The sequence below is a fragment of the Streptomyces sp. NPDC056347 genome, assembly GCF_042262625.1.
GTDB lineage: Bacteria > Actinomycetota > Actinomycetes > Streptomycetales > Streptomycetaceae > Streptomyces.
Map to the genome: position 1 here is coordinate 57108 of NZ_JBHJQP010000013.1, position 15541 is coordinate 72648.

13 protein-coding genes are annotated in these 15541 nt (G+C 72.6%); 8 read left to right on the forward strand and 5 right to left on the reverse strand.

Going from position 1 to position 15541, the window contains the following annotated elements; all coding sequences use genetic code 11:
• Positions 1-125 precede the first annotated feature (125 nt).
• Both ACFCV8_RS05645 and ACFCV8_RS05650 read left to right on the forward strand, forming a co-directional pair.
• Positions 126-911 (forward strand): ABC transporter ATP-binding protein, encoded by a 786-nt coding sequence (locus ACFCV8_RS05645; RefSeq protein ID WP_376683961.1) that lies wholly within the window; start codon positions 126-128, stop codon positions 909-911.
• Positions 911-3478, forward strand: coding sequence for an FtsX-like permease family protein (locus ACFCV8_RS05650; protein ID WP_376683962.1), 2568 nt, complete (start codon positions 911-913; stop codon positions 3476-3478). Before ACFCV8_RS05645 ends, ACFCV8_RS05650 begins: the two co-directional genes overlap by 1 nt.
• Positions 3479-3625: 147 nt before the next feature.
• On the opposite strand, the gene ACFCV8_RS05655 is transcribed toward ACFCV8_RS05650, so the two are convergent.
• A complete protein-coding gene (locus ACFCV8_RS05655; RefSeq protein WP_376683963.1) occupies positions 3626-4636 on the reverse strand; it encodes a TauD/TfdA family dioxygenase in 1011 nt (336 codons plus the stop codon).
• Positions 4637-4870: 234 nt separating this feature from the next.
• On the opposite strand from ACFCV8_RS05655, the gene ACFCV8_RS05660 reads away from it, so the two are divergent.
• Both ACFCV8_RS05660 and ACFCV8_RS05665 read left to right on the forward strand, forming a co-directional pair.
• A complete protein-coding gene (locus tag ACFCV8_RS05660) occupies positions 4871-5722 on the forward strand; it encodes a 4'-phosphopantetheinyl transferase family protein (protein ID WP_376683964.1) in 852 nt (283 codons plus the stop codon).
• On the forward strand, positions 5719-6270 hold the full coding sequence (locus ACFCV8_RS05665) for a hypothetical protein (protein WP_376683965.1): 552 nt from the start codon (positions 5719-5721) through the stop codon (positions 6268-6270). Before ACFCV8_RS05660 ends, ACFCV8_RS05665 begins: the two co-directional genes overlap by 4 nt.
• A gap of 68 nt (positions 6271-6338) precedes the next feature.
• Here the strand turns inward: ACFCV8_RS05665 and ACFCV8_RS05670 are convergent, their stop codons facing one another.
• Together ACFCV8_RS05670 and ACFCV8_RS05675 are read right to left on the reverse strand one after the other, a co-directional pair.
• Positions 6339-8159 carry a BTAD domain-containing putative transcriptional regulator gene (locus ACFCV8_RS05670; protein ID WP_376683966.1) on the reverse strand — a complete coding sequence of 607 codons (1821 nt, stop codon included), beginning with the start codon at positions 8157-8159 and terminating at the stop codon, positions 6339-6341.
• A 498-nt stretch (positions 8160-8657) separates the two neighbouring features.
• Positions 8658-9239, reverse strand: coding sequence for a class I SAM-dependent methyltransferase (locus ACFCV8_RS05675; protein ID WP_376683967.1), 582 nt, complete (start codon positions 9237-9239; stop codon positions 8658-8660).
• A 107-nt stretch (positions 9240-9346) separates the two neighbouring features.
• Between ACFCV8_RS05675 and ACFCV8_RS05680 the strand changes: the two genes are divergently transcribed.
• Positions 9347-10009: a TetR/AcrR family transcriptional regulator gene (locus ACFCV8_RS05680; protein WP_376683968.1), complete on the forward strand. Its 663-nt coding sequence runs from the start codon at positions 9347-9349 to the stop codon at positions 10007-10009.
• 380 nt (positions 10010-10389) lie between these two features.
• Positions 10390-11919, forward strand: a complete 1530-nt coding sequence (locus ACFCV8_RS05685; RefSeq protein WP_376683969.1) for an FAD-dependent monooxygenase — start codon at positions 10390-10392, stop codon at positions 11917-11919.
• Positions 11920-11951: 32 nt separating this feature from the next.
• Here the strand turns inward: ACFCV8_RS05685 and ACFCV8_RS05690 are convergent, their stop codons facing one another.
• A complete protein-coding gene (locus tag ACFCV8_RS05690; protein WP_376683970.1) occupies positions 11952-12620 on the reverse strand; it encodes a ScbR family autoregulator-binding transcription factor in 669 nt (222 codons plus the stop codon).
• A 141-nt stretch (positions 12621-12761) separates the two neighbouring features.
• Between ACFCV8_RS05690 and ACFCV8_RS05695 the strand changes: the two genes are divergently transcribed.
• Positions 12762-13607: an NAD(P)H-binding protein gene (locus ACFCV8_RS05695; RefSeq protein ID WP_376683971.1), complete on the forward strand. Its 846-nt coding sequence runs from the start codon at positions 12762-12764 to the stop codon at positions 13605-13607.
• A 52-nt stretch (positions 13608-13659) separates the two neighbouring features.
• Here ACFCV8_RS05695 and ACFCV8_RS05700 read toward each other — a convergent pair whose 3' ends face one another.
• On the reverse strand, positions 13660-14652 hold the full coding sequence (locus ACFCV8_RS05700) for a ScbA/BarX family gamma-butyrolactone biosynthesis protein (protein WP_376683972.1): 993 nt from the start codon (positions 14650-14652) through the stop codon (positions 13660-13662).
• A gap of 212 nt (positions 14653-14864) precedes the next feature.
• Here ACFCV8_RS05700 and ACFCV8_RS05705 point away from each other — a divergent pair, with 212 nt between their 5' ends.
• Positions 14865-15527 carry a ScbR family autoregulator-binding transcription factor gene (locus ACFCV8_RS05705; RefSeq protein ID WP_376683973.1) on the forward strand — a complete coding sequence of 221 codons (663 nt, stop codon included), beginning with the start codon at positions 14865-14867 and terminating at the stop codon, positions 15525-15527.
• Positions 15528-15541 lie beyond the last annotated feature (14 nt).

Genomic DNA, 15541 nt, shown 5'->3' on the forward strand with positions numbered 1-15541 from the left:
CCAGCAACCGAACCGGAGTAGATCGAATATAGAACGACGGGTCATCCTCATCCCTGATGCCATATACGCTCGAAAACCATCCCCCCCTGACCCCGAACCCCACTACGGAAAGGACAGGTCGCAACATGGTGACCGAGACGAGCCGCCCTTCCCTGAACAACGGCTACAACACGGTCAACCGGGGGCACGCCCTTCGCCTGGCCGACGTGACCAAGGTGTACGGCAAGAACGACCGCGGAGTCCGCGCCCTGGACGGGGTCTCCGTGACCATCGAGCGCGGCTCCTTCACCGCCGTCATGGGCCCCTCCGGCTCCGGGAAATCCACCTTCCTCCACTGCGCCGCCGGCCTCGACAAGCCCACCACCGGCCAGTCCTACATCGGCGACACCCAGCTCAACGACATGAACGAGACCCAGCTGACCAAACTGCGCCGCCAGCGCATCGGCTTCGTCTTCCAGGCGTTCAACCTCATCCCCTCCCTCTCCGTCCGCCAGAACGTCGAACTCCCGCTGCGCCTGGCCGGCGAGAGCCTCGACCGCAACTGGCTCGACGAGATCCTCGGCCGCGTCGGCCTCGCCGGCCGCGCCTCCCACCGCCCCGCCGAACTCTCCGGCGGCCAGCAGCAGCGCGTCGCCATCGCCCGCGCACTCATCACCCGCCCCGACGTCATCTTCGGCGACGAACCCACCGGCGCCCTCGACACCGTGACCGCCAAGGAGATCCTCTCCCTGCTGCGCACCTGCGTGAACGAGACCGGCCAGACCGTCGTCATGGTCACCCACGACCCGGTCGCCGCCTCCTACGCCGACACCGTCATCTTCCTCGCCGACGGAAAGCTCGCCGGACAGATGCAGTCCCCGACCGCCGACCTCGTCGCCGAGCGCATGACACACCTGGGAGCGTGGGCCTGATGCTGCGCTACGCACTGCAGACACTCAAAGCCCGCAAGGGCGGCTTCATCGGCGCCTTCCTCGCCCTCTTCTGCGCCGCCGCCCTCGTCACCGCCTGCGGCATCCTGCTGGAGACCGGCCTGCGCGGCACCATCGCCACCGAACGCTACGCCGGAACCCCGGTCATCGTCGGCGCCGACCAGAACGTCCACCAGACCACGGTCAAGAAGAAGAAGGGCAAGGTCAAGGAGAAGCACAAGGCCAAACCCCTGGCCGAACGGGTCTGGCTGCCCGCCGGCACCACCCGCACCCTCGCCGCCCTGCCCGGCGTCCGCGCGGCCGTCCCCGAGACGACCTTCCCCGCCTACGCCGTCGGCCCCCAGGGCCAGATCGTCCCCGGCACCGACAACAAGCCCTCCTACGGCCACGCCTGGACCTCCGCCGCACTGACCCCCTTCGAACTCACCGACGGCAAGGCACCCACCGCCCCCGACGACGTCGTCCTGGACCGCGACCTGGCCGCCCGCACCGGACTGAAGACCGGCAGCAGCCTCGTCATCCAGTCCACCGGCACCCCCACCACCTACAAGGTCAGCGGCATCGCCGCCGCCAAGGACGGCGACCTGCACCAGCAGACCTCCCTGTTCTTCTCCGACGACACCGCCCGCGACCTGTCCGGACGCGCCGGACAGGTCGCCGCCGTCGGCCTGCTGCCCAAGCCCGGCGTCACCCCCGGCGACCTCGCCGACCAGGCCGCCAAGGCCCTGGACGGCGACGGCCGCAAATACACCATCGCCACCGGCGGCGAACGCGGCCCCGTCGAGTTCCTCGACGCCGGCAAGGCCCGCGTCAAACTCGTCTCCATGGGCGGCGCCATGGGCGGCACCTCCCTGCTCGTCGCGATCCTCGTCGTCGTCGGCACCTTCGCCCTGTCCATCCAGCAGCGCTACCGCGAACTCGCCCTGCTGCGCGCCATCGCCGCCACCCCCAAACAGGTCCGCCAGCTGATCGGCCGCGAGGCCCTCATCATCGGCGGCCTCGCCGGCGGCCTCGGCTCGGTGACCGGCCTGCCCATCGCGTACTGGCTGCACAGCAAGTTCATCGACTTCAAGGCCATCCCCGACACCCTCGAACTGACCTTCAGCTTCGTGCCGTTCGCCGCCGCCGTCGGCGCGGCCCTGCTCGGCGCATGGGTCGCGGCCCGCATCTCCGCCCGCCGCACCGCCCGCATCCGCCCCGCCGAGGCCCTGTCCGAGGCATCCATGGAACAGCGCCACTTCGCCTGGGGACGGTTCGGGGCGGGCACGCTCGTCCTGGCCCTCGGGATCGGCGTCGTCGTCCTGCTGGGCTTCCTGCGCACCGAACCGGCCTCCCAGCCCGTCACGTTCCTGTCCGTCGTCGTCCTGGCCGTCGCCGTGTCCCTGCTGGGCCCGGTCATCGCCAAGATCGCCGTCGCGGTCCTCGGGATCCCGCTCAAGGCCTCCCGCGTCGGCGGCCACCTCGCCACCGCCAACGCCCGCGCCAACGCCAAGCGGATGGCCGCCGCGGTCACCCCGCTCGTCCTGCTCATCGGCATGGCCTGCACCGTCCTGTTCGTGCAGACCACCATGGGCGACGCCGCCACCGCCCAGGCCAAGGCCGGGAACAAGGCCGACTGGGTGGTCGCCTCCAACGGCCCCGGCATCCCCGCCGCGGCGACCCGGTCCCTGCGCGAGGCACCGGGCGTCACCCAGGTCACCGAGATCGTCCGCACCCAGGTCCGCGTCGGCCTCGACAAGTACCCCGCCCAGGGCATCTCCGCCCAGGGCCTGACCACCAACTGGGACCCCGACGTCTCCCGGGGCAGCCTCAAGGACTTCGGCGACAAGAGCATCGCGATGAGCGACGTCTCCGCCGACCACCTCGGCAAGAAGCCCGGCGACACCCTCAAGGTCACCCTCGGCGACTCCACCGTCGCCGAACTCAAGGTCGCCGCCGTCTACGAACGCGGCCTGGGCTTCGGCGACCTGACCATGTCCCACGACCTCGTCGCCCGCCACGTCGACAACCCGCTCGCCTCCTCCGTCCTCGTCAAGACCACGGGCGACGGCAAGGCCGGCCGCGAACAGCTGACCGCCGCGCTCAAGAACTTCCCCGGCACCGGCGTCCTGGACCGCACCCAGGTCGACGACTTCCAGGCCGACGTCCAGCAGTCCAACGCCGAGGTCAACTACCTCGCGATGGGCCTGATCATCGCCTTCACCGCGATCGCCGTGGTCAACACCCTGGCCATGTCCGTCTCCGACCGCACCCGCGAGTTCGCCCTGCTGCGCCTCGTCGGCACGACCCGCCGCCAGGTGATGTCGATGCTCAGGATCGAGTCCGCCCTGATCGTCCTGGTCGCCGCGGTCCTCGGCACCGCCATCTCCCTCGCGGTCCTGACCGCCTTCAGCATCGGGATGACCGGCGCCGCCCAGCCCTCCATCGACCTGCCGATGTTCCTCGGCGTCCTCGGCTTCGCCGCCCTGCTCACCGCCGCCGCGACCCTGGTCCCCGGCCGCGTCGCACTCGGCGGACGCCCCGCCGACGTCATCAGCGCCCGCCAGTAACCCCGCACCACACCCGAAGGGGTGCACGGGAGCCCGCTCCCGCGCACCCCTTCCGCACACCCCCGGCACCCCGCACGCCGAAGGGGCCGGCCCCCGCACCACGGGAACCGGCCCCTTCGGCCTGCCGCACCACACCGCTCACGGGCATCAGCCCAGAACCGCACCGCCACCGGCCCGGTCCACCCGGCTGCGCCGGTGGTCCAGATGCGCGTACACCCGGTGCAGCCACCGGTCCGCACCGTCGTAGGCCGGAGTGAACGACGTACGGCCGTGCACCGCGAGCCGGTTGTCGACGACCGCCAGATCACCCACCCGCAGCGACAGCGCCGACATCGTCTCCATGAACACCTCCCGCAGCTCCGCCATGGCCCGGCGGGCCTCGGCGTCCAGCGGATGCGTCGCGGAGAAGTCCACCAGCACATTGGGGTCCTCCGGATCGCCGTTCAGGACCGCGTGGGCGGGCGTCACGCTCCCCAGCGCACCGAAGGACGGCGGCGGCTCGGTCAGGAACCGCGGCTCGGCCAGCACCGCCCGTGCCCGGTCCGACAACAGCGGAAGCGCCCGCCGGATCGACGACGTGCACAGCTTCGCGTCGCCCGTCACATCCTCCCGCACACACAGCAGACCCACGAAGTCCGGACGGTTGTCATGAAATGCGTTCTCGATATGGAGCTCGAGCAGAACAGAACCCGCATTGCTCTGCGAGGACTCGCTCCCCGGCACCGGAACAACATTCTGGACCAGCGCACCGGACTTCTCGTTGCGGAACGCTATGACCTCGCCCAGGTGCAGCATCGCGGTGGTGACGACGGACGCGGCCACGGTCGGCACACGCTCCACCGACCCCCTCACGGCCGGCGTCGCGGGCAGCGGGTCGCCCCCCACCACCGGCAGGTTCCGCAGCAGCAGCACCCCGTCGGGGCCCGCGTCGTGCCGGAACGCACGCAACGCGGCCAGCACCCGGTGCGGAAGCCGTACGGAGGCGTCACGCGCCGCCGCCAGCCAGCCCGGGCCGTCGATCCCGCCGGGCACGGACCCCCCGGCGGCCAGCAGGCCGGCAACCGCGGCGACCTCGTTCTGCTCGGCCTCGGTCAATTCCACGACAGTGCCCGCCGCCGCAGCCGAAATCGGCACGGAAAGCGTATGGGTCTCGGACATGAAGAAATTCCTCGGGTCGGTCGGAAAATTACCGCCCCAGTCTCCGGCGGACTGCTATTCCGCCCCTACGAGAAAAGCCGCCCGGACCCGTATAGACGGCCCGTAGCGGCCCGGCGGACGATCGCACCGTGCCATCCCTGCCCGCGCACACCGCACGGACAGGAACCCGCGGCACGGAAACACGGAAGAAACCGAGAACGCTCGGAAAAGACCCATGAGAAATGGAGGCAGTCCATGGCACCCGTACCCGGAGCACCATCGGAGAACACCGCCGCCCGGCAGCCCTCCCGGGCGGCCCCCCGGGCACCGGACCTCAACGGCGCGGCCCACGTCTGGTGGTGGCGGCCGCCGCAGCTGGTCGTCCCCGAGGACCTCGAACTGCTCGGCACCGACGAATTCCAGCGCGCGCTCGGCCTGCTGGCCGAACGCGACGCCGCCGCCTTCGTGCACACCAGGGCCGGTGCGCGCCGCGCCCTGGCCGGGCTACTGCCCGTCGCGCCCCGCACCATCGAGCTGGGCCGCCGCCCGTGCCCCGGCTGCGGGGACTTCGGCCACGGCCCGCCGGTCATCAGCCACCCGCCGGTGCCCTGGGCGATCAGCCTCTCGCGCACCGCGGGCTGCGGGGTCTTCGCGCTCGGCGACGGACACGCCATCGGTGTCGACGTCGAAGCGGTCCGCCCGATGCGCCAGGCCTCGCTCTACGACTCCGTCCTGACCCGGAACGAACGCGCCCACCTGGCCGCCCTGCCGCCGGGCCCGGCCCGCGACACGGTGTTCCACCGGGTGTGGACCCGCAAGGAAGCCGTGGTGAAGGCGGCCGGGCTGGGACTGGTGGGCACCGCACTGGACCGGCTGGAGACCTGGCCGGCCCGCACCGGACCGGTCCGCGTCCTGCACACCCACTCCGGCCGCACCACCGTCTGGTCGGTCCAGGACCTGCACCTCGACGACCGGGTCGCCGCCGCGATCGCCCGCCCGCCCGGCGACACCCCGCCCGGCCCCGTTCACATCCACCCCGTCACCGAACCCGCCCCCGTGCCCGGACACACCGCCGCACCCCGCACCGAAGGAAACCGGCCCTCATGACGACACAGCCCCTGGAGACCGCCCCGGTCCTCGCCGCCCTCCCGGCCCCCCGCACCCCCCTCACCACCACGTCGGCCGGGCCGGCCCCGCTCGACGACACCGTCCAGGCCGGGTACTTCGCCGACCTCGCCGCCGCCGTCGAGCAGGCCGACCCCGGCCCGGCCGCCCGCGGCGGCTGGGAGGAGCGCGAACGCGTACGGGTCTCCGTATGGGTCCGTACCGCCTACGAACACCCCCTGTCCCACGCCGTGTTCGCCCGCCCCGGCGGCACGGCCGCCCACGAGGCGCGGGCCGCGCAGGCCGCCGAGCTCGGCCTGCGCATCGACGTCGGACGCGCCCGCGCCCTGCCCGCCAAACCGTCCGCGGAGGTACGGGCCGCCGCGGCGGTCGCCGCGATGTGGGCGGTCACCGCCACCGCGTTCACCCAGACCGCCCGGCCGCCCCGCGAACGCGTCGTCGCCGACGCGTGGACCGTGGTCCGCGAGACCATCGCCCCCGCACTCGTCCCCGAGGTCCCGGGCTACTCCTGGACCCGCGGGACGTGGTGACACCACCCCCTCCGGCAGCGGCGCCACCACGTCGGGCGCCGCGGACGGCTCCCGCCCGGCCACCGCGGTCACCCGACCGCGGTGGCGCTGTCGTGCGCGGCGGACCGGCGACGCCCCGCCGGGCCCAGCGACTTCGCGTACAGCTGGACCAGTTCGTGGCACCGGTACAGCGGCAGCCCCTGCGCGTCGAGCCCCGACAGATCCAGCAGCGCTGCGTCCACCAGCGACTCCAGCACCCGCTCGGCCTCGTCCTCGGCCACCGCCAGCAGCGGCGCGGCGTCCCGGGCGGAGAACGGCTCCGTTCCCGCGTCCGCCAGCGCACCCAGCGCCGCCGGCCCCCCGGCCGCCAGCCGCCGCACCGAGGGCAGCAGCGCCTGGCACACGTCCAGGTCACCGAAGGACAGCTCCGCCAGCCGCTCCGCCGGATTCGCGAGCCGGGCCGCCAGCCGGCGGGCCGGCCACGCCGGCCGGGCCGCCAGCCGGGCCCCCACCACGGCGAGCGCCAGCGGCAGCCCCCCGCAGTAGGCGACCAGGTCGTCGGCGGAGTCCGGGTCCTCCCGCAGCCGCTCCTCGCCGCCCGCCGCGGCCAGCACCGCCAGCGACTCGTCGTCGTCCAGCGGGGCCAGGGCCACGGTGTCCGCCCCGGCCACCCGGGCCAGCCGGGCCCGGCTGGTGATCAGCACGGCCGCCTGCGGGCTCGGCGGCAGCAGCGGCGCCACCTGGAGGTCACCGACCGCGTCGTCCAGGACGACCAGGAGCCGCCTGCCCAGCGTGCGGGCACGGTAGAGGCGCACCAGCTCGTCCCGGTCGAAGGACTGCGCGGAGTGCCGGTCCAGACCGGGCTCGCCCAGCGCGCGCAGCAGCCGCACCAGCACCTCGGCGGCATCCTTGGGCGTACCGTCGCGGTGGCACAGCTCGGCGAACAGCAGCCCGTCGGGGAAACGCTCCGAGCTCTCCTGGGCGGCCCTCACCGCGAGCGCGGTCTTGCCGACCCCGGCCATCCCGGTCACCAGCAGACGCCGGGGCCGGCCGGTGTCCGGCACCAGCCGCGAGGCCAGCAGGGACAGTTCCCCCGCACGGCCCACGAACCAGCCCTCCGCGGCCGGAAGCATCGCGGGTACATCGGACCGCCCCCGCGCTGCCCCTGCACCTCGCAACCCCAGCTCCCCGCCCAGCACGGCCTGGTACGTCGCCCCGAGCACCTCGCCCGGATCCACGCCCAGCTGGTCGACGAGCACCCTGCGGCCCTCGTAGTACGTCTGCAGGGCGTCGGCCTGACGCCCGCACCGGTACAGCGCGGTCATCAGCTGGGCACGCAGCCGCTCACGCACCGGGTGCTCGGCGACCAGGCCCGTCAGCTCCGCGGTGACCTGCTCGTGCATGCCCAGCTGGAGATCCGCCTCGATCCGGTTCTCCAGCGCCAGCATCCGCGCCTCCTCCAGCCGCGGCAGCTCCGCCTCCAGCAGGAAATCGGTCACGTTCGACAGCGCCGGACCGCGCCACCACCCCAGCGCCTCGGTCAGCAGCGCCTGGGCATCGGCGTAACGGCGCTCGCGCAGTGCCTGGCGGCCCAGCCGGTCCAGCCGCTCGAACTCGACGACGTCGATCCGGGCACCCGGCGCCCTCAGGACGTAACCGGGCTGGCGCCGTACGATCTCGACCTCGTCGCCGAGCAGCTTGCGCAGCCGCGACATGTACGTGTAGATCTGCGCGCTCGCGGTGACGGGCGGGTCCCAGCCCCACAGCAGCGCCCCGAGGCGGGAGTCGGAGACGACCCGCCCGTGTGCCAGGAGCATCGCGGCCAGGACCGTGTGCACCTTGGAACCGGACAGCGCGATCCAGTCCCCGTCACGACGGGCTTCCACCGGCCCGAGAATCCGGAAGTCCATGCGGCAAACCCCTTTCAGGTCTGAGTCCTTGCATGGAACCCGAAGGTAGGCGGCGCCCTTATCCATGGGTTATCGCCGACGGCCCGCAGCCGATACCGGCCCTTGTACGCACCGGAACCGGCCCCCGCCCCCGGCCTGCCGGGCGGGGCCCGCCCGGCTGCTTTCCCTGACAGGAATGCGGACGGGCGGGCGCCTTGTTGGCGCCCGCCCGTGGGCAAGGGGTTCGCAGGATCGCCAGCGGAGGGCGCTGCCTGCCCGGCCTTGGGGACCAATCGCGCAGCGGATGGCGTCAAGCCCTGCCTGCGTAGGCCGCGGGCTTCTGGCGGCGGTCCTCAGAACCACTGCGCAGAACTTCACGGTTGTGAGAGGGCTTCTGCGAGAGCTGACCTGGGCGAACCGCTCGGGGGCCGGCCTCCCGGTACGCCTCTCGCATCTCCTCGTTCATGAGAACGGCCGCGCGCGACGTCCGCGGCCCGAAGCTGCCCGGTGCGACTGGGCTCATGCACGGGCGGCGCCGCGGCGCAGCGTGAACCAGAAAGTCGGGACCGGGTTCGTGCCGGGCGTCACGTCGGCCAGCTGCCACCCGGTGAACCTGGCGCCGAGTTCGTCCGCGGTGACGCCGGACCACGAGTCGTCAAACGCCCCGGGCCCGTACCCGAACATCAGCAATCGTGCACCGGGGGCGGCACGCTCGGTGAGGCCGGCGGCATAGGCGTCGCGGCGGTGCGGTGGAATCCCGCAGTAGCAGCTCAGGTCGAAGAACAGGTCGTACGGGCCGGGCACGCCCACCTCGTCGAGCCGGGTGGCATCCCCGCACAGCACCGTGACGTCCGCTCCGGCCGCGTCGGCCTTCTCCCGAGCCTGCCGAACCGCGCGGTCGACCAGGTCGACGGCCGCCACTCGCCAGCCGTGCCGGGCCAGGTACACCGCGTTGGTCCCGGTGCCGCAGCCGAGTTCGAGGACCTGGCCCGGCATCAGCGCGCCGGGCCCCTCTATCAGGGCCACCAGCTCGGGCGGCGTGATGCCGCTGTCCCACGGCGGCTTGCCGTCCCGGTAGAAGTCCTCCAACACGCGGCGCACAAAAGCCTCTTGCTCGAGCTCCGCAGCCGTCCGGGTCTCACTCATCGCTACCCTCCAAGTAACTAGAGTTCATCTCTAGTGACTGACTCTAGAGATAGACTCCCGGTATGGATGCGGTCAAGGGATCCGACGGACAGAACGTCAAGCGCCCCGACAAGAGGGCCGAGCGCTCGCGGCGTACCCGCGAGAAGATCGTTGCGGCGGCGCGGGAGCTGTTCGTCGCGCAGGGGTACGGTGCGACAAGCCTTCAGGAGGTCGCGGATCGCGCGGGTGTGGCCGTCCAGACCGTGTACTTCGTGTTCCGAAACAAGCGCGCGCTGTTCAAGGACGTCGTCGACACGTCCATCGCGGGCGACGTCGAACCGGTCGCCACGATGGACAGCGACTGGTTCCGCGCCGCGTGCGCCCAGCCCACCGCGGCTGGGCAACTGCGCGCCCACGTACGGGGTGTACGCGACATCCTCGGCCGGGTCGCCCCGATCATGCCGTTGATCGCGGCTGCGGCGGCCACGGACCCGGAGATCGCCGCGCAGTGGCCCGCCGGCCCCGACCCGCGCTACAGCGTTCAGCACGCCGCGGCGAAGGCACTGACCTCCAAGCCTGACGCCCGCCCCGACGTCGACACCGCCCGCGCCGCCGACCTGCTGTACGGGCTTCTCAGCCCGGAGCTGTACCTGATCTTTGTCCGCGACCGGGGCTGGTCCCCCGACGCCTGGGAGGCGTGGGCCTGCGCGGCCCTGATTGCCCACCTCTGCACTGACCACGAGTAGGCCGCTGCGGTCGAAGCACTGCTCTTCGCCGTCGGGCAGGACTCGCAACCCCTTCGCGTCGTGGTGTCTACCACGAGGACCACCTGCACGGCCTGTGCCGCCGCATCCAGGAGCTGAGCTCCGCCTGCGTCGCGGGCCACGCCCCGCCATCCGGCCGCGCGGCCGCCCGTGCCTGGGTGCTCGTCGCCGCGATGGAGGCACTCGGCGTGCGCCGGGTCCTGGACCCCCGCCATCGCCCGCGAGGAGTTCGCCGGAGAACTCACCGCCCCGATCGCCCCCTGCCTGACGGGCAGCCCCGCCGCCCCGCCGAAGAAAGCATAAACAGCCCATCCGGTATATTTCCTGGCCGGTACACGGGCGGAGAACCAGGGGGCGTCGCTGTGCAGGAACAACACACGGTGCGGGCACAGATCGTCGTGGTCGGCGGGGGACCGGTCGGGATGCTGCTCGCCGCCGAACTCGCGGGGTACGGGGTCGACACCGTGCTCCTGGAAGCACGCACCGACGTGTCCGGGCAGCCGAAGGCGACCACGCTGCACGCGCGGGCGGTGCAGACCCTGGCCCGCCGGGGACACCTGCCGGGACCGGGACACCCCCGCACCGCGGGCCCGGGACAGAGCCCCTTCCACTTCGCGGGCCTGCCGGGACTGGTCATCACGACCCCGGCCCACGAACCCGAGCCGATCCTCAAACGCGCCCAGGCCGAACTGGAACAGCACTTCGAGGCACGGGCCCGGGCGGCCGGAGCCCGCATCCTGCGCGGACACCGGGTGACCGGACTCTCCCGGAGGGACGACGGCGTACGGATCACGGCCGACGGCCCGGACGGACCGGTCCTCTGCTCGGCCCGGTACGCCGTCGGGGCGGACGGCTCCCGCAGCACGGTCCGCGGCCTGGCGGGCATCTCCTCCGACACCCACCCCGCGACGGTCTCCGCGCTGATGGGAACGGTCACCCTCGCCCGGCCCGGAGAACTCACCGCCGGCTGGCACCGCACCCCGCGCGGCTGGATCGTGGCCAAGCACACCGCCGAGGGCACCACCCACATCCGCACACTGAACTGCACCGGCGCCCACCCCGACCGGCACACCCCGCCCACCCTCGAGGAACTGCACGCCGAGGTGGCCCGGCTCGCCGGCCGGGACATCGCGATGGACACCCCGCGCTGGCTCAGCAGATTCAGCGACTTCGCACGGCTGGCCCGGACCTTCCGCGCCGGCCGGGTCTTCCTGGCCGGGGACGCGGCACACGTCCACTTCCCGATCGGCGGACAGGGCCTGAGCACCGGCGTCCTGGACGCCCTGAACCTGGGCTGGAAACTCGCCCTCGCGGTCCACGGACGCGCGGCCCCCGGACTCCTGGACACCTACGACACCGAGCGCCGCCCGGCCGCCGCACGCGTCGTCGAACAGACCCGGGCCCAGCTCGCCATGATGCGGCCCGGCACCGAACTCGACGCACTGCGCGAGGTGTTCACCGGCGTACTGTCGGCCGACCGCGCACACGGCCACCTCGGCGCCATGATCAGCGCCCAGGACACCGTGCTCCCGGACCACGAAGAGACGACGGGCGCGGGGAAGTTCCTCCCCAACACACAGCTGACCACACCGGCCGGCGAAACCGACGTGATCACCCTGCTGCACGAGGGCAGGCCGCTGCTCCTGCTGCTCGGCGAACAGGACGACAGCCACCTGCAGGCGGCCCGGCGGTGGGAGGGGACCGTGCGCGTGGTCCGCGCCCGGCCCGCCCGCGAGACGCCGCACGACGCGCTGCTGGTGCGGCCGGACGGCTACGTCGCCTGGGTGCCGGGCGGCCGCCCGCTGACGGACACCCTCGCGCGGTACTTCCTCCAGGACACCGGGCGCGCCGGCACCGGCCGCCGGGACGCCGTTCCCGTGGAACACCCTTGACGACGGCGCTCCGCGGGAACGGGCGGCGCCGCTCAGCCGGCCGCTTCGGCCTCGGCGAAGTACCGCGCCTTCGCCGCCTCGGCGTAGACCGCCGCTCCACGGCCCTCGGAGAGGTCCAGCGAGGCGAGGACGGAGGGCACCACCGCGCTGGGCAGCACATGACGCATCAGGGCGGAGACCCGCTTGACCAGGTCGCGGTACTCGCAGACGGCCTGCGACATCGACTGGATACCCGCGAAGGACCCCACGATGACGTCGGCCGTCTCGGCCGGCGAGATGTGCGGGAGCAGCTCGCCCTGGGCCTGCGCCTGCTCGAGCAGGCTGAGACCGACCTCGGCCCACCGCAGGAACGGACCGCTGCGGTCGAGGTTCCGCGCCGACTGGTCCATCGACAGACGCACCCCGGCACGCACCATGGGATCGGTCTGCAGACGGTGGGCGTGGAGCATGACGACGTCCACGATCTCCTGCACCTTGGAGGGCCGCGCAGGAGCGATGATCAGCTGGTCCTGCTCGGCCAGGACACCCTGGGCCAGGTCCTCCTTCGACTGGAAGTGGAAGTACAGGGCACCTTTGGTGACCCCGGCCTCGGTGAGGATCTGGGAGATCGTGGCCGCCTGGTAGCCGTGCTCCTCGAAGATCTTGGCCGCCGCCGAAAGAATCGTCTGACGGGTACGGATGGCTCGCAGCTGCTCAGCCACTCTGCCTCCTCCCTCCTCAGGGTGGTCGAAGCGTCGGGAGGCCGGTAAAGAAACCGTCCAGTTCGTATCTTACAGGCCGTGTTCCCGGCCACTTTCTCGTCTTTACCGGTCGGCAAATCGTCAGACAAGAGAAGGAAGCCCATGATTCTGATCACTGGTGCCACCGGGGCCATCGGCCGTGAAGTGGTCCGAGGCATCCCGGACGGGCCGGCGGTCCGGATCATGGCCAGAAGGCCGGAGCGGGTCACCGGCGCGGGTGCGGCGGCCGAGACCGTGCCCGGCGACTTCACCGACCCCGCTTCCCTGGCGGCCGCCCTGCGCGGCGTGAGCACCGTGTTCCTGGTGACGCTTCCCGACGGCGAGGACGACGCGGGATTCCTGCGGGCCGCCCGGTCGGCGGGGGTCGGGCACGTGGTGAAACTGTCCGCGGCCGCGGTGGGCGACAGCCGGGCACAGGACCTGATCACCCGGCGCCAGCGCCGCAACGAGGAACTCCTGCGCGCGTCCGGCATGCGGTGGACGCTGCTGCGCCCGCGCTCGTTCATGTCCAACACGCTGTCCTGGGCGGGGTCGATCCGTTCGCAGGGCGTGGTGCGGGCGCTGTACGGGGAGTCGGTGAACGCCTGCGTCGATCCGCGCGATGTCGCGGAGGTGGCGGTGCGCGCCCTGACCGGGGACGGCCACGAGGGCCGGACCTACACGCTGACCGGGCCGGAGGCGATCAGCGCGGCCGAGCAGACGAAGCTGCTCGGTGAACTGCTGGGCCGCCCGCTCCTCTTCGAGGAGCTGGGGCCCGGACGGGCCCGTGCCGCGCTGGGCGCCCGCTATCCGGCGGACATCGTCGAGGCGCTGCTGGAGAGCGCGGAGCGCGGCCGCGCGGGTTCGAAGACGGCGGTCGGTGGCACGGTCGCCGCGCTGCTCGGCCGGCCGGCCAGGACCTTCGGTACGTGGGCGGGCGATCACCTGGACGCGTTCGCCGGCCGGTGAGACGCCCCGTCACCGGCCGCCGCCGGTCCCGGCCGGGCCCGCCGGCCGGGAATCAGAGGTGGTGCGGGCCGGCGGTCACGGTGGCGCGGAAGACCGCCTCGCCGTTCTGGTGGGCGGTGACCAGGACGTTCTGCTCGTCCCCGGCACCCGTACCGGGCAGCAGGACGGCCTCGACCGTACAGGGGGCGTCCAGTTCGACGTACCGGACGAACTCGTTGGCGATCCGCAGCGGCAGGTAGGAGGGGCGGCCGATGGCCGCGGCGGTGGCCTGGCGGGCGGCCTCGGCCAGCACCATGCCCGGTACGTGGTCGCCGACGTGCTCGAAGAGCACGGGGTGGCGGGTGTCCGCCCGCAGCTGCCAGCGGTTCGTCCCGTCCGCGGGGGAGAGCACCACGTCCGAGGGCGAGGTGCGCCCCACGCTCCGCGGGGCGGCCGGGCGGGCCGGCGTCGGCCGGCCGCCGCCGGGCAGGTGCTCGCCGCGCACCCGCCGGTAGACCGCGGGGGACAGGCAGGACAGGCTGCCGCCGCCGGTCGCCACGATGTTCCCGTCGCGGCGGAAGACCGTCTCGATGCGCATCCCGGACAGGACCCTGCCGCGCCGTTTGACCTGCGTGCAGCGGACGCCGACGTCGAGGAGCGCGGACTGGCCCCCCGCTTCCAGGTGTTCGGGGTGTACGGCGATCCCGATGTCCCAGACGACGAACTGGTGGCCGATCGGCACCCCGAACTCCGCGTGACCCAGCAGGATTCCGGCCTGGCGAATCGTTTCGCAGCCGATGAGCGGGTCGTGGTAGCCGCCGGCGACCGGGGTGAAGAAGCTGTGGTCGTGGGGCCAGCGGGCGGTCACGGTGAAACGGGTGTCGTCCTTTCGCGTCCAGCCGGTGAGCACGACCTCCGCGGCGGAGGACCGGTGCACGAACTCCTTGGGGACGGTGGCGGGTTCGGCGGGGCCCGCCCCGCCGCACCCGGCCGCGGACGTCCCGGTGTCCGCCGCGGCTGCGCCGCCCGGTGCGGCTCGCTCCGTCTGAAATGCGCTCGTGGACATTGCTCCCCCAGGGGCTGGTACGAGAGATGCGTTCAACGGTTGACCCAGGCCCGAAAATACATACCGACCGGTTTAATTTCTAGTGTTTCCAGGTCCTGTTGATACACGACCGGCGGGGCCGTCCCGCATCAGGGGTGGATACGGGAGTGCAAGAAACAGCATGCTTGGTTTGTTATAGTCGTTGTCTGTTCTTCGGTCACGGTTCACCGGCAATGACGGAGCAGTTGATGGTCAAGCAGGAACGCGCGGCACGTACGCGTGACTCCCTGATCCGGTCCGCGGCCGAGGTCTTCGACCGGGGCGGTTCCTCGGCGGCGTCCCTCACCCTGATCAGTGCGCAGGCCGGGGTGAGCAACGGGGCCCTGCACTTCCACTTCGCCAGCAAGGCATCCCTGGTGGACGCCGTCGGCGAGTCGGCGCTGGCCAGGCTGCTGGCCGTCACGGCCGGAGCGCGGCAGCCCGGGCAGAGCCAGGTGCAGCTCCTGGTCGACGCGACCCACGCGCTCGCCGGTGCGCTCCGCGCCGACGTGGTGCTGAGGGTCGGCTTCGCGCTGAGCGGGGAGGCCTCCCGCCCGGTGCAGGCCGATCTGCGGCAGCACTGGCGGCACTGGGTCGAGCGGACGGTGAAGCAGGCCGAGGCCGGGGGCGAACTGCGCCGCGGGGCAGGGGCGCAGGACGCGGCGATGGCCGTGGTGGCCGCGACGATGGGGTTCGAGGTGCTCGGGACCCGGGACGCGGCGTGGCTCTCGGCGCCGACGGTCGCGGGGTTCTGGCAGCTGCTGCTGCCGGCGCTCGTCCCCGCGGCGGACCTCGCCGCGATCGACGCCGACGGCAGCGACGGCATCCGGGCCCTGCGCGGCGCCCGCGCCCGGTGAACGGGGGCGGGCGC